We start from the raw sequence: 13649 nt of genomic DNA, 5'->3' as shown, positions 1-13649 counted from the left end.
TCAAAAAGGATCACCATGCAAGTCCGGAGTATCATGGCGATCCACTCGTCCTGTCGATGTCATCCCTTTTTCCACCTCTATGATGAGAAAGGGATGATCTCCGATTCCTTAAAGGCCGCAGCAAAAACGGCGCCCGAAAGCGACCGCCGAATATCGGCGGCGGCCCGCGTGCCCAGGATGTGGCACAATCCATGGTCTTCCGCCAGACGGCGCAGGGCCACAGCCGCTTCATCCACGTCCGCATCCGCCCATTGCTGATCGGGAAAATCATACGTGTGCTGGGGGTCCGCCGCCGGCACCAGCCGGTACCCGATCAGAAGGCTGTTGTCCGGCGTCATGAAATCCAGGTTGCCGGACCAGCCGGTGGCGACCACCGGCTTGCCCCGCGCCATGGCTTCCGCCGGAACCAGCCCGAAACCTTCGGCCCGGTGCAGGGAAACCACGGTATCGGCGGCGTCCAACAGGCTGTCCACCTCCGCCCGCTCCATCTTGCGGTCGATGACCCGGATGTTGCCAGCCCCTCCCACCGCCGTGCGCAGCCGATCCCAGGCCGCGGGATCAAGCGTCCCTTCGTTGACCTTGACGACCAGGATCCGCCGGGGGTCGTCACCGAACGCCGTACGAAACGCGCGGATCGCCGCCACGGGGTTCTTCCGGGTAAAGCTGGACCCCATGTGAAAGAAGCTGACCACGACGAACGCATCGTCGGGAAGACCGAAATGAGCGCGCCCGTACACAGGCGCCGCCGGCACGGGCAGCGGATGCGGCACCACCCGGACCGGCAAACGGGTTTCCGCCGCCACCGCCGCCGCCGTAAAACGGCTGGGCACCCACACTTCATGGACGAAGGGAAAACCGTGGCGCCAGTCCGGCGGCAGCCTTGGCAGTTCCCATGCCCAATACCCGATCACGCGCCGTCCGGCCACGGCAGCCTTGCCCAGGCGATGCAGGGCAAAGGGCAGATAGGGGGCGTTGACATGGGCAATCAGAACCCCCCCCTCCCCCGCCGCCGGAGGGGGCGGAAGATCGGGTGGCAACGGCAGGTCAACCTGGTCGAAGGCCGGCCCCAGGTCGGCGGCGCGGACATCGGCCCCCGCCTCCCTCAACGCCTGAAGCCCCAGCCGTGCTCCTTCCCCCAAACCGCTGGCGGTGCTGAGTTGCCCCGCCACCGCAACCGGACCGGGGCGGATATCCTCCAAGCGCCCGGGCCGGGGCGCCAGCCGTGATGTAACCGCGAAAATAGCCGCACGCCGCGCATCACGCGGCAGGCAGCGCCATAGCCGGTGCAGTGTGTGGTAAAGCATGGGGGCGCGGCGCTTTCCCAGAGGAGCGGCGGAATGGCGTAGCCGGGCAGACGGCGGCGCCGCCGCCCGGCCGGCGGTTCATGCCCGCAGATTGCTCTGGTTTTCCAGGAACCAGCGGTAGGTGTGCGCGATACCATCCTTCAGGCTGTAGCGCGCCTCCCACCCCAGACGGCGCAAGTGGCTGACATCCAGCAGCTTGCGCGGGGTGCCGTCGGGCTTGCTGGCGTCGAAATGGAAGCCGCCGGTGTATCCGACCGCTTCGGCAATCTGCTCGGCCAGTTCGCGGATGGTCACGTCGGTTCCGGTGCCGACGTTGATGGCCACGTCCTCGGCATAGACCCGCAGCAGATGCACACAGGCATCGGCCAGATCGTCCACATGCAGGAACTCCCGCTGCGGCTTGCCCGACCCCCAGATCTCGACGCTGGACAGCCCTTCCTGCTTGGCCTTGTGGATCTTGACCATAAGGGCCGGCAACACGTGGCTGGCCTTCAGGTCAAAATTGTCACCGGGACCGTACAGGTTGGTCGGCATCGCCGAGACGAAATCACAGCCGTACTGGGCACGGTAGGCCTGGCACAGCTTGATCCCGGCGATCTTGGCGATGGCGTACCACTCGTTGGTCGGCTCCAGCGGCCCGGTCAGCAGGGCATCCTCGTGGATCGGCTGGGGGGCCAGACGGGGATAGATGCACGACGAGCCGAGGAACAGCAGGCGTTTCACCCCGGCGCGGTAAGCCCCGTGGATGATGTTCGCCTCGATCATCAGGTTTTCATAGATGAAGTCCGCCGGATAGGTGGAGTTGGCCAGAATGCCACCCACCTTGGCCGCGGCGAGCACGATGGCGTCGGGCTTTTCGACGTCCAGCCACGCCTCCACCTCGCTCTGACGGCGCAGATCGACGCGGGAGCGGTCCGCGGTCAAGACCGTGCACGGCTCCGCCCCCAGACGGCGGACCACGGCGGAGCCGACCATCCCACGATGGCCGGCCACCCAGATCTTCTTACCGGTCAGATCAAACACGGACGCAGGCACCGCGGTATCAGTCGCTGAGGCCATGGCGCTTTTGTTCCTTCTGCAGAAGGGCCAGATCGCTCGTCACCATGTCGGCCACCAGCTCCTTGAAGCTCGTGGTGTGGCGCCAGCCAAGCTTGGCATGGGCCTTCGACGGGTCGCCCAGCAGCAGATCCACTTCGGTCGGGCGGAAATAGCGCGGGTCGATCTTCACCAGCACCCGGCCGTCAGCGGTGTCGAAACCCTCTTCGTTCACCCCTTCGCCGCGCCACGCGATGGTGCGGCCGACCTGGGCGAAGGCCAACTCGACGAATTCGCGCACCGCATGGGTCTCGCCGGTGGCGAGCACGTAATCCTCGGCCTCGTCCTGCTGGAGGATGCGCCACATGCCTTCGACATAGTCGCGGGCATGGCCCCAATCGCGCTTGGCATCCAGATTGCCCAGGTACAGGGTTTCCTGGTGGCCGAGCTGGATGGCGGCGACGGCGCGGGTGATCTTGCGCGTCACGAAGGTTTCGCCCCGGATCGGGCTTTCGTGGTTGAACAGGATGCCGTTGGAGGCGTGCATCCCATAGGCCTCACGGTAGTTCACCGTGATCCAGTAGGCGTACAGCTTGGCCGCGGCATAGGGGCTGCGCGGGTAGAAGGGGGTGGTTTCCTTCTGCGGCGTCTCCTGCACTTTGCCGAACAGCTCGGAGGTGGATGCCTGATAGAAGCGGGTGGTTTTTTCCATCCCCAGGATGCGAATCGCTTCCAGCAGGCGCAGCGTCCCGATACCGTCGGCGTTGGCCGTGTACTCGGGGGTCTCGAAGCTGACCTGGACGTGGCTCTGGGCGGCGAGATTGTAGATCTCGGTCGGCTGAACCTCCTGAACCAGACGGATCAGATTGGTCGCATCGGTCAGATCGCCGTAATGCAGGTAGAAGGGCAACGACCCTTCATGCTTGTCATGGTAGAGATGGTCGATACGGCCGGTGTTGAACGAAGACGAACGCCGCTTGACGCCGTGGACGACGTATCCTTTCGACAGCAGGAGTTCGGCCAGATACGCCCCATCTTGGCCCGTGACGCCAGTTATCAGCGCGACTTTCTCAGACATTCGTTTTCGTTCCGCTATTTCGCCGTCAGGATCACCAAACCCAGGAAGCATCGCCCCAGGGCTAATTCATCAGGGAATTCTCGATATCGGTTCGTGGTTGATTACCACCTTGCGGCGGCGGATCAAAGTGCAATCCCCGCGACCGGCTCCTGCGCTTTTACGGGTATCCGCGTTGCAACACCGGAAGGAGGGAGCGGACTTCCGGCTTTCGCGCCCTATCGGGGCAGCGGGGAGCCGGGCGGCCGACACGTGATCTTCGTGTTTCATGACACGTCCCGTTTCATATTTCATGATACGTTCCGTTTCATGTTTCACATCACGGCAACCGGCGCGATCCGCCGGGATAACCAAAGGCACCACAGCCTTGACGGCGGAGGCACTGGCAGCATCCAGGCCGGAAAAACGAAAGAACGGCCGCATCGGTTGCCCACCCCTCTCCGGCACGGCATGACGCAGTACCTTCGTAGGGCGGCGGATTAGCCGCAGCATTGCACCCTTGTCAACCCGACCGTTCATCCTATGGCCACCCTGCGGCATCCCGCTGCGGGATGGGCGTGTGACTGACATACGCACACGGCTTTTCTTGAACCCTCTTTCCCAAGCCTGTTATGTGATCCCGTGATCCTGATGGGAACCGGCCCCACCCCTTCTCTTCCGATGAGAGTTTCATGACGACGCGATCGCTGGCAGTGACCTGGAGCCTTTCGGAATTGCATGGTTGGGGGCTGGTGGGCCTGCACACCTGCCTTTACATGGTTGAACGGGGCATTCGACCGCTGCTGCTCGAAGCTCCGTCCATGAACTCCATGCGCCCGCAGAACCGCGAACGGCTGACGCCGCTGCTCGAGGGGTACGAGACCACGCAGCGTCTGCAAAAGGAAAACCCGGGCAAGGTTTTCATGCTGAACGATTTCGACGTTCTGCATGCCCTCAGCAACGGCTTCGTCGCCCAGCCGGTGTCCAGCCGCTTCCGCAGCGCCCGGAACGTCGGCGTGATCGCCTACGAGGATACCCGCGTCTACGGCGACGTGCTGGAGCGGGCGAAGTCCTACGACATCATGGTGGTGCATTCCACCTACAACAAAAACCTGCTGGACGAGCGGGGCGTGAAGGATGTCCGCCTGACGTTCCAGGGCATCGACCCGACCGAGGCGTTCCCCGGCACCCCGCAGAAGCGGTTCGGGGACCGGTTCGTCGTGTTCTCCGGCGGAAAACTGGAATTCCGCAAGGGGCAGGACATCGTGCTGGCCGCCTTCCGCCGGTTCCATCAGCGTCATCCCGACGCCCTGCTGGTGACCGCGTGGCACAACCCGTGGCCGCCCACGGCCGCCGGCATGGCCGAATCCACCCTGGCCCCGTCGGCTCCCAAGGTGGACGCCAACAACCGCCTGCGCATCACCGACTGGGCCGTGGAGAACGGCCTGCCGGCGGAAGGCTTCCTCGACCTGGGCTTCCTCACCCGCGCCCAGATCGCCCCGCTTCTGTGGGAATGCCACGCCGCCCTGTTCCCCAACCGCTGCGAAGGTGCGACCAATCTGGTGGCAATGGAGGCGATGGCCTGCGGCGTGCCCACCGTGCTGTCGGCCAACACCGGGCACATGGATCTGGTGGCGGGCGACACCTGCTTCACCCTGAACCATCAGACGCCGGTCCCCGATCGGGACGGCAGCCGCATCGGCTGGGGTGAATCCTCCGTGGACGAGTTGGTGGAGACGCTGGAGCGGATCTACACCGACCATGCCGAAGCGCAGCGCCGCCGGGCCAACGCCCTGGCCTTCGTCCATGGGCAGCGGACATGGCGGAACTTCGCCGAAAGCTTCGTCACCGCCTGCCAGAACTGACGAGAGAACGGGAACGGCCCCATGACCACCACCACGCTCCCTTCCCTCACGCGGTCCGACGCCCCAGCGGACGGGGCGGCGGTGAAGTCCGTCGTCTACGTGGCGGAAAATGCCCTCAGCTACGTGCAGGGCGGCGGTGTGGTGGCGAGCCATGTGCTCAAGGGGCTTCCGGCGGACAAGCTGGTCGGGTTCTACGGTTACAAGGGGATCACGGTATCGCCGGATTATGGCGACCGTTTCCACCTGCTGCCCCCCGACTGGCGCCCGCCCGCATGGTGGAGCCGGATCGAGGGCGGCATGCGCCGGGCCGGCATGGCCCGCACCGCCTGGCGGATGAAGCACGCCCTGGTGCGCCGTCATCCCGAACCCTTCCTGAACGAAGATCTGCGCGACGCGCTGGCGGTTCTGGACAAGCGCGGTTTCCGCCCCGACATCGTTTACACAGCCCCCCTGTCCCTGCGCTTCCTGGCGCTGGCGGTCGGCATCGCCCGGCATTTCAACGTGCCCATGGCCGTTCTGCACATGGATGACTGGCTGGAGGAAGACAGCAAGACCATCCCGGCCCCGTCCGTCCGTGAATCCTGGCGGCAGCGGATCATCGCCCTGATGCGCGAGGCGGGGCAACGGTCGCTGGCGTCCACCACCAACTCCCCCCATCTGGCGGAAAAGCTGGAGGGGGTGACGGGACAGCCCTTCTTCGCCGCCAACAACGCCTGCCCCGATCTGATGCACGGCAAGACGGAGCGGCTGTTCCAGCCGCTGCCTGCCGCCCAGCCGGGCGGACGGGTTCCGTTGCTGACCTATGCCGGCGCCATGAACCTGCATCTGCAGGGCGAAACCCTGCTGTGGCTGGCCCGCGCGGTATCGGAGCTGAATTTCGAAGGCACGCCGTGCCGGCTGGAAGTCTTCACCCCCATCGAATTCGCCCCCCTGATCAACGCCGAGCAGATGCCGGGTGCCGTGGTCTACCGCGGCCATGCAGGGCCCGAGACGCTCGTGGATGCCTATCTGGCGTCCGACTTCCTGGTGGCGTCCACCACCTTCCGGCCCGACAATCTGGTGTTGTTCCGCTATTCTCTGGCCACCAAGCTGTCGGAATACCTGTGCGTGGGCAAGCCGGTCCTGTCCATCGGCCATCCCGACTGGGCGGTGCACGATTACGTGCGGCGGAACGAATGCGGCTTTGCCGTAACCGAACGGGAGCGAATCGGGATCAAGGCTCAGTTGCGCCAGATCCTGGCCACCTCCCCCGAACGGCTGGAGGCCATCGGGCGGGCCAATCGTGCCCTGTGGGAGCGGCAGCATGACATCCGCATCATGTCCCGCCCGACCCGCGAGGCGATCGGCCTACCCCCTTTGTGAGGCGGGCTGTACGGCTTTGGAGCGCTGCGCGGGATTTCCACCCCTGTTCGTGCTGGACGCGGCGTGCGTTTCCCTTTCTATAATGCGCGCTGCCGGCGCGGCCCTTGCTGTCCGCCACCCCCTTTCCCTCTCTTGACGAGACGCGGCCTATGACGATTTCCAGCCAACGCATTCTCGTAACCGGCGGCGCCGGCTTCCTTGGTTCGCACCTGTGCGAAAAGCTGCTGGCGCAAGGACACGAGGTCATCAGCGTTGACAACTATTTCACGGGCCGCAAGCGCAACATCTACCACCTGCTCCAGAACCCGCGGTTCGAGGCGATCCGCCACGATGTGACCTTCCCGCTCTATCTGGAGGTGGACAAGATCTACAATCTGGCCTGCCCGGCATCGCCCGTGCATTACCAGTTCGATCCCGTGCAGACCACCAAGACCAGCGTGCATGGCGCCATCAACATGCTGGGGCTGGCCAAGCGGGTGAAGGCCCGCATCCTCCAGGCTTCCACCAGCGAGGTCTACGGCGACCCGGCGGTCCATCCCCAGACCGAGGATTACTGGGGCAACGTCAACCCGATCGGCCCGCGCGCCTGTTACGACGAGGGCAAGCGCTGCGCCGAGACGCTGTTCTTCGACTATTACCGCCAGTTCAGCCTGCCCATCCGCGTGGTGCGCATCTTCAACACCTATGGACCCCGCATGCACCCCAACGACGGGCGCGTGGTGTCCAACTTCATCATGCAGGCGCTGCGCGGCGATCCCATCACCATCTACGGCGACGGGTCGCAAACGCGGTCCTTCTGTTTCATGGACGACCTGCTGGAAGCCATGGTCCGCTACATGGATCTGGATGGTGACGTCCCCGGCCCGATCAACATCGGCAACCCCGGCGAATTCACCATGATCGAATTGGCCGAGATGGTGATCCGCCTGACCGGCTCGTCCTCGCGCATCGAGCAGCGCCCCCTCCCCGCCGACGATCCCAAGCAGCGCCGCCCCGATATCACCAAGGCCAAGTCCCTGCTGTCGTGGGAACCCAAGGTGCCGCTGGAAGAAGGTCTGACCCGGACCATCGCCTATTTCCGTGAGCTGGTGGAAAACGGCGGGGTGGAGGGGGTGCGCTGATCCCCGCCGCCCCCTTCTCCGGCACCGGTCCCGCTTCGCAGGCTCAGCGCGCTCTGGTGCTGGGTGCCGGAGGCTTCCTTGGCACACACCTGCGGCGTGCCTTGCGGCTCGGCGGTCATGAGGTGACGGCCTTTGGCCATCCGCCGCCGGGCATGACCTCGGAGCGTCCCGCCGGCACGGCGGACACCGACGGTATCGCCTGGCACATCGGTGATTTCACCGACCGGGGCCGGCTGGTCCGGGCGCTCGGCGGCTGCACCGTGGCCTATCATCTGATCGGCAGCACGTCGCCCGCCCGTTCCAACGCCGCCCCGGCGGAGGACGTGGCGGACACGGTGATCGGCACCATCGCGTTTCTCGATGCCGCGGTGGCGGCAGGGGTGAAACGGGTGGTGTTCGTGTCGTCGGGGGGAACGGTCTATGGGGTCCAGAACCGGCTGCCCATCGCCGAGGATTTCCCCACCGATCCCATCTGCGCCTACGGCATCAACAAGCTGGCGATCGAGAAGTACCTGCACCTGTACCACCATCTGCACGGGCTGGATTATTGTGTCCTGCGGGTGGCGAACCCGTTCGGCGAGGGGCAGGTCAGCCGCCGGCAGCAGGGTGTCGTCGCGGCCTTCGCCGCCGCCGCCGCCCACGGCGAGCCGTTGGTGATCTGGGGCGACGGCAGCATCGTGCGCGATTACGTCCACATCGACGACGTGACCGCCGCCCTGATACAGGCTGGTACCGTCCCGGCTCTCGCCGAGCGTGTCATCAACATCGGCAGCGGCGAGGGACGCAGCGTTCTTGACGTGGCCGACGCCATGGAAGCCGCCGCCGGCCGGCCCCTGGTGCGCGATTTCCGCCCTGGACGGCCTGTTGATGTGCCGGCCGTGGTTCTGGACATCACCCGTGCCCGCCGGGTGCTGGAATGGTCCCCCCAGGTGCCGTGGAGAGAAGCCGTCGCCCGCGCCTACCGTTTCCACCGCGATCATGCGGTCCCTGCGGTTCCCGTCCCCTGACCGTCAGCGCTCGGGAATGGAAAAGCCTTCCGCCGGCAAGCCGCGCCGCCAGCGGTCCCACATGGCATCGAAAGCCGCTTCCATCTTGGCGGCGAAACGGGGCATGTCGAACAAGGGGGCCGTTTCCCGGGAGGCCCACAGCCGCGCCCGCACCACCGCCAGCGCCTGGGGATTGAGGGCCAGCGCCTCGGCCAGGGCGACATAAGCCTGCGGTGTCGGGCAAATCATGTCTTCCAGCCCCACGGCGGTCAGCATGGACGACGCGATGCGGTTGGAAAAACAGTTCCCTGCCAGCGTCACCATCGGCAGCCCCGACCACAGGGCATCGAGCGCCGTGGTGGATGCGTTCATGGTCCAGGTATCGAGGAACAGGTCCGCCGCCTGATGGCGGGCGTAGTGATCGGCCTTGTCCGCCACCCGGCTGGCCATGATGATGCGGGCCGGATCGATCCCGGCTTCGGACGCGAAACGGGTCATGCTGTGGCGCGGGCCGTCCAGCCCACCCGCCCTTGACAGCCACAGAACGCTGCCCTCCACCCGCCGCAGGATCTCCATCCAATGGGTGAAGACGGCGCCGTCCACTTTTTCCGTGTTGTTGAAGGCGCAAAAGACGACGGCGTCTTCGGGAAGCCCATATTCATGGCGGGGACGCACCGGATTGATGGGGTGGCGGTCGGCGGAATGGTAACAGACCGGCAGCCGGACCACCGCTTCGCCATAGCGTCCCTCTTCGCCGAAGGGAACCACCACCCGGTCGGCCAGCAGATAGTCGGCCGCCACCGTGCCCAGGCCGCCGGCATGCCCCAGCCAGAACACCCGCACCGGCGCCGGGCGGCAGGCCATGGCCACCAGCCCTTCCTTGTCCATGTGCCCGTCGAGATAGACGAGCACATCGACCCCTGCGGCCCGGATGCGCGCGGCGATGTCCGCGCCTGCCAGACCTGTGATGTCATGCACATGGTCGAAGCCGGCCCTGTGGCGGGCCGCATAGGCATCGTCCGCCGGCACTCCGGCCACATGGGTGAAGCCATGGATCTCGAACCGCGCGCGGTCGTGCGCGGCGAACAGCGACAGGGTGACCTGCCCGATGGGATGGTTCTTCAGATGAACCGACAGATAGCCGACGCGCAGCCGCGCCGGGCGCATCGCCGGCACCGCGAAGGGAGCCGCGTTCTCCGGTGCCGCCGCGGCCAGCCGCCGGCCGAAAGCCTGTTCCGCCATCGTGCGGGCCGCATCGGGAAGCGGGCGGTAAAGATGACGGTAGAGGACGCTGCTCAACAACCTCCAATCCACGTCGCCGCCGCCGGTTTCCAACGCCATCCGCACCGCACGGGCCATCCCGTCCTGCAGCGCCGGCTGCCGGTCGAACATCAGGCAATAGCGCCCCACGTCCATGGCATGAACCGCGCTTTCCAGCCGCGCCGGTTCCAGGAGCAAGGCATGCCAATGGTGCGATACCGCCTCGGCATGGCGGTGCAGGCGGCTCAGGACATAGCCAAGTGCCGTCAACGCCCCGGCATAGGCCGGGTCGGCGACAACGGCGGCCTGGAGCGCCGCAACGGCAGCCTCGTGATTCCCGAGATCGAAAAGGATCATGCCGCGGCTGTGATGAGCGGCGGCCGACGCGGGATCGAGGCGGCCAGCCTTCCGGAAGGCATCCTCCGCCTCCCGAAGCTGGCCCACACTGCGAAGGATGATCCCCAGATTGAAAAACAGGGCGGCATCGGTCCCCGCCATCTCCGCCGCCGCCCGGATGACCACCGCCGCATCGGCGTGGCGCCCCACCATGGTCAGGACGGACGCATAGTTGGACAGAAACGCCGGTGTCTGTTTGTGGCGGAGCGCCTCTTCAAACAGGGCCACCGCCTCTTCCGGCCGGTTCTGGAAACGGCGGACCAGACCCAGGAGATGCAGGGAGTCCGGATGGCCGGGGGCATGGGCCAGGATACGCTCCGCCATCACGGCGGCGTCCGCATGGCGGCCGGCGTTGAACAAAGCCGCCGCCATATTGAAGGCGTCGGCCAGGGCAAGACCGGGAGAGGCCGGGGTCTCCGTCATGGCATACCGCTCCGTTCCGGGAAGGCCGGCAGGATCAGGCCGCACCCTGGCGTGTGCACCAGGCCTGCCACATGGCACGGTAAGCGGTTTCGAGATTCCGCACGAAGATTTCGTGCCGCATCATCGAGGAAGAGTGCATCCGCCGCTGCACCTTCTGCCGCAGGCCGGGGTCGGCTTTGACCTCTTCGGCCAGCCGCAACGCGATGGCGACATAATCCTTGGGCGATGCGGCGATCCAGTCGGGCCGCCCGATGCTGAGCAGCGCCGAACGCCCGAACCGCTGCATCGGCGTGTCGCCGGTCAGCGTCACCATGGGTGTGCCCACCCACAAGGTGTGCATGGTGGTGGTGACGCCGGTGTAGGGGAAGGTGTCGAGCGCGATGTCGATGTCGGCGAAACCGTCCAGGAACGGCCCCAGGGGCGAGTATCCCTGGAAGGACAGCCGGTCCGGCCCGATGCCATGGGCGGCCATGGCGCGCAGAACCCGGTTCTGCACCATGGGGCTGTCGAAGGTCTTGTATTTGAAGATCAGATGGCTGTCGGGCAGGCTGTGGAGGATTTCGGCCCACGCGGCGAACGCCGCCTGCGACAGCTTGGCCGGGTTGTTGAAACAGCCGAAGGTGATGTGCCCCTTGCGGAAGACCGGCGACGGCGCCGGGCGGCGGTACGTCACCAGCGGCGTGTAGCAATAGGCGGTTTCCGGCAACGCCCACGGGCGGTCCACGAACCCGGCATCGGCCGCCGGCGACAGCAGGTGGGGATCGAGCAGGGAATAGTCGATGCCCGGAATGCCCAGCGTGTTCAGATAACCGATCCAGTTGACCATCACGGGGGCCGGCTTGCGGGCCACGGTCAGGATGCGGTTACGCGCCGTATGGCCCGACAGATCGATCAGGATGTCGATCTTGTCGGCCTGGATCAGGTCGAAAAGCTGATCGTCGCCCAGCATGCCGACGTCGCGCCAGTTGGGCACGCAGGACCGGAAGCTCTCGGTCACCGGATCGGACCAGGTGATGAGGGAATAGGCGTAGAGATCGATGACGTTCTTGTCATGCAGCCGCAGCACCGGCTCCACATAGTGCGAGGCCGGGTGCATGATGAAATCGCCCGACAGATAGCCGATGCGCAGCCGGCGGTTGGGCGACGGATCGTTGGCATAGGCGGCGGGGCGCGGCCCGGCCATGGCCTGAAGCTTTTCTCCCACCACGCGATGCTGGTCCATGACGAAGGACAGCGGCGCCTCCTCGTCGTAGTTCAGGATCGAGATGTAGTTCTGCCAGATGCCGGGCACGGATTCGTCAAGGCGCAGCGCCTCGCGGTACTGAGCCAGGGATTCCTTGATGAAGCCGAGGCCGAAATAGACACCGCCCAGATTGGTCAGCGCGCGGACGTTCTGCGGGTCATGCTTCAGCACCGTCTGGAAATGGCCCAGGGCCGCCTCGTACCGGTTGGTGCGCATACCGGCCAAGCCCATGTTGAAGTGAGCCGACGGCTCCTCCGGGTCGATCTCCAGCACCTTCAGCCCGGCTTGATAGGCGTCGTCATGCCGGCCCAGATGCAGGTAGAGATTGATCATCTCCAACAGCAGGAGGGGATCGCCGTTCTCCCCCTCCACCGCCTGCTCGCACAGCTTCATGGCCGCCGCCGCCTGACCGCGCTGCATCAGCGCCTGAGCCTGGGTCAGAACGGCCACGGTGCGGGATGAGGGGGGCGGAAGGGGCATGGACGGACGACCTTGACGGAAAAGCGGTTGAGAGAGGCCGGAGCGCTCCAGCAGCAGGGCGGCAAAGTGCGGGACACCTGCCCGGAAATCAAGGCCCGAACCCTCTTCCGGCCGTCAGACCAGATTGAGCGCCTGCATGGTGCGGATGTTGTAATAGCGCGGATCGGTCAGGGAATCCGGCAGCTTGCCGGCGGCGAACGCCGCCACCAGCCCGCGCACCGCATCCTCGATGGTGTGGGCGGTGGCGAAGCCCAGCTCCCGCCGGATCTTTTCCGACGAGATGTGGTAGGAACGGGGATCGTCGGTGGGGGCGATCTCCATTTCCACCTGCGGGCCGACGGCGGCGCGGACCATCTGGGCCAGCTGCATCACCGAATGGTTCTCGAAGCCCACGTTGTAGACGCGCCCGTCGATGTCCCCGTCGGCCCATTGCAGGGCGTTCAGGTAGAAGGCGCACATGTCGTCGATGTGGATGTTGGGGCGGAGCTGGCTGCCCCCCAGCACCTTGACCCGCCCGTTGTTGACCGCGTGGTTGGTCAGGATGTTGACGATCACGTCCAGCCGCTGGCGGGGGGAATAGCCGCACACGGTGGCCGGGCGCACGGTCAGGGTGACGAAGCCCGGTTCCCGTTCCTCCTCCAGCTCCCGTTCGCACAGGGCCTTGAAGCGGGAATAGTCGGTCAGCGGCTCCAGCGGCAGATCCTCGGTTACCTCCACCCCTTCCTTGATCCCATAGACCGAGGACGAGGAGGCGTAGACGAACCGCTTCACCCCCGCCGCCTTGGCCGCCCGAACCAACGGGCGGAACGCACGGTGGTTGATGGACGCGCCCAGCTCCGGGTTCAGCTCGAACGACGGGTCGTTGGAGATGCAGGCCAGATGGATCACCGCGTCGCATCCCGCAAGGGCATCCGCCACCGCCGCCGGATCGCGCAGGTCGCCCTTCACCTCCCGCAGGGCGGGGTGGCCACGCACACCGTCCAGCGCCGCTTCGCCATAGAGATAAAGATCCAGCACCGTGACCCGGTGGCCGGCGGCCAGCAGCTTGGGCACCAGCGCCGCCCCCACATAGCCGGCGCCGCCCGTCACCAGAACCGACCAGTTCCTGTCCGCCATCGTC

General features: G+C 65.9%; 10 protein-coding genes. 4 read left to right on the top strand and 6 right to left on the bottom strand.

Annotated elements, in window-relative coordinates:
- Positions 1 to 77: 77 nt before the first annotated feature.
- From M2352_RS26245 to gmd, 3 genes are all read right to left on the bottom strand, one after another.
- Entirely contained in the window at positions 78 to 1199 is a 1122-nt protein-coding gene (locus M2352_RS26245; RefSeq protein ID WP_264667479.1) for a glycosyltransferase family 4 protein, read from the bottom strand.
- Between the two features lie 183 nt (positions 1200 to 1382).
- A complete protein-coding gene (gene fcl, locus M2352_RS26240; protein WP_319802076.1) occupies positions 1383 to 2363 on the bottom strand; it encodes a GDP-L-fucose synthase in 981 nt (326 codons plus the stop codon).
- Complete coding sequence (gmd, locus tag M2352_RS26235; RefSeq protein ID WP_264667478.1) at positions 2347 to 3417, bottom strand: GDP-mannose 4,6-dehydratase; 1071 nt, start codon at positions 3415 to 3417, stop codon at positions 2347 to 2349. Before gmd ends, fcl begins: the two co-directional genes overlap by 17 nt.
- Before the next feature lie 668 nt (positions 3418 to 4085).
- On the opposite strand from gmd, the gene M2352_RS26230 reads away from it, so the two are divergent.
- The 4 genes from M2352_RS26230 (at position 4086) to M2352_RS26215 (ending at position 8748) form a co-directional block, all read left to right on the top strand.
- The gene (locus M2352_RS26230; protein WP_264667477.1) at positions 4086 to 5258 is read left to right on the top strand and encodes a glycosyltransferase family 4 protein; all 1173 of its coding nucleotides are present in this window, start codon (positions 4086 to 4088) and stop codon (positions 5256 to 5258) included.
- Between the two features lie 21 nt (positions 5259 to 5279).
- Positions 5280 to 6620 (top strand): glycosyltransferase family protein, encoded by a 1341-nt coding sequence (locus M2352_RS26225; protein WP_264667476.1) that lies wholly within the window; start codon positions 5280 to 5282, stop codon positions 6618 to 6620.
- A 149-nt stretch (positions 6621 to 6769) separates the two neighbouring features.
- Positions 6770 to 7741: a UDP-glucuronic acid decarboxylase family protein gene (locus M2352_RS26220; RefSeq protein WP_264667475.1), complete on the top strand. Its 972-nt coding sequence runs from the start codon at positions 6770 to 6772 to the stop codon at positions 7739 to 7741.
- 56 nt (positions 7742 to 7797) lie between these two features.
- On the top strand, positions 7798 to 8748 hold the full coding sequence (locus M2352_RS26215; protein ID WP_264667474.1) for an NAD-dependent epimerase/dehydratase family protein: 951 nt from the start codon (positions 7798 to 7800) through the stop codon (positions 8746 to 8748).
- Between the two features lie 3 nt (positions 8749 to 8751).
- Here M2352_RS26215 and M2352_RS26210 read toward each other — a convergent pair whose 3' ends face one another.
- From M2352_RS26210 to M2352_RS26200, 3 genes are all read right to left on the bottom strand, one after another.
- Positions 8752 to 10806 (bottom strand): O-linked N-acetylglucosamine transferase, SPINDLY family protein, encoded by a 2055-nt coding sequence (locus M2352_RS26210; RefSeq protein ID WP_264667473.1) that lies wholly within the window; start codon positions 10804 to 10806, stop codon positions 8752 to 8754.
- A 34-nt stretch (positions 10807 to 10840) separates the two neighbouring features.
- A complete protein-coding gene (locus M2352_RS26205) occupies positions 10841 to 12529 on the bottom strand; it encodes an O-linked N-acetylglucosamine transferase, SPINDLY family protein (RefSeq protein ID WP_264667472.1) in 1689 nt (562 codons plus the stop codon).
- Positions 12530 to 12643: 114 nt separating this feature from the next.
- The gene (locus M2352_RS26200) at positions 12644 to 13645 is read right to left on the bottom strand and encodes an NAD-dependent epimerase/dehydratase family protein (protein WP_264667471.1); all 1002 of its coding nucleotides are present in this window, start codon (positions 13643 to 13645) and stop codon (positions 12644 to 12646) included.
- Between the last annotated feature and the right edge of the window lie 4 nt (positions 13646 to 13649).

The sequence above is a fragment of the Azospirillum fermentarium genome (assembly GCF_025961205.1).
Classification (GTDB): Bacteria; Pseudomonadota; Alphaproteobacteria; order Azospirillales; family Azospirillaceae; genus Azospirillum; species Azospirillum fermentarium.
This window is presented reverse-complemented; position numbering and strand designations above follow the sequence as displayed.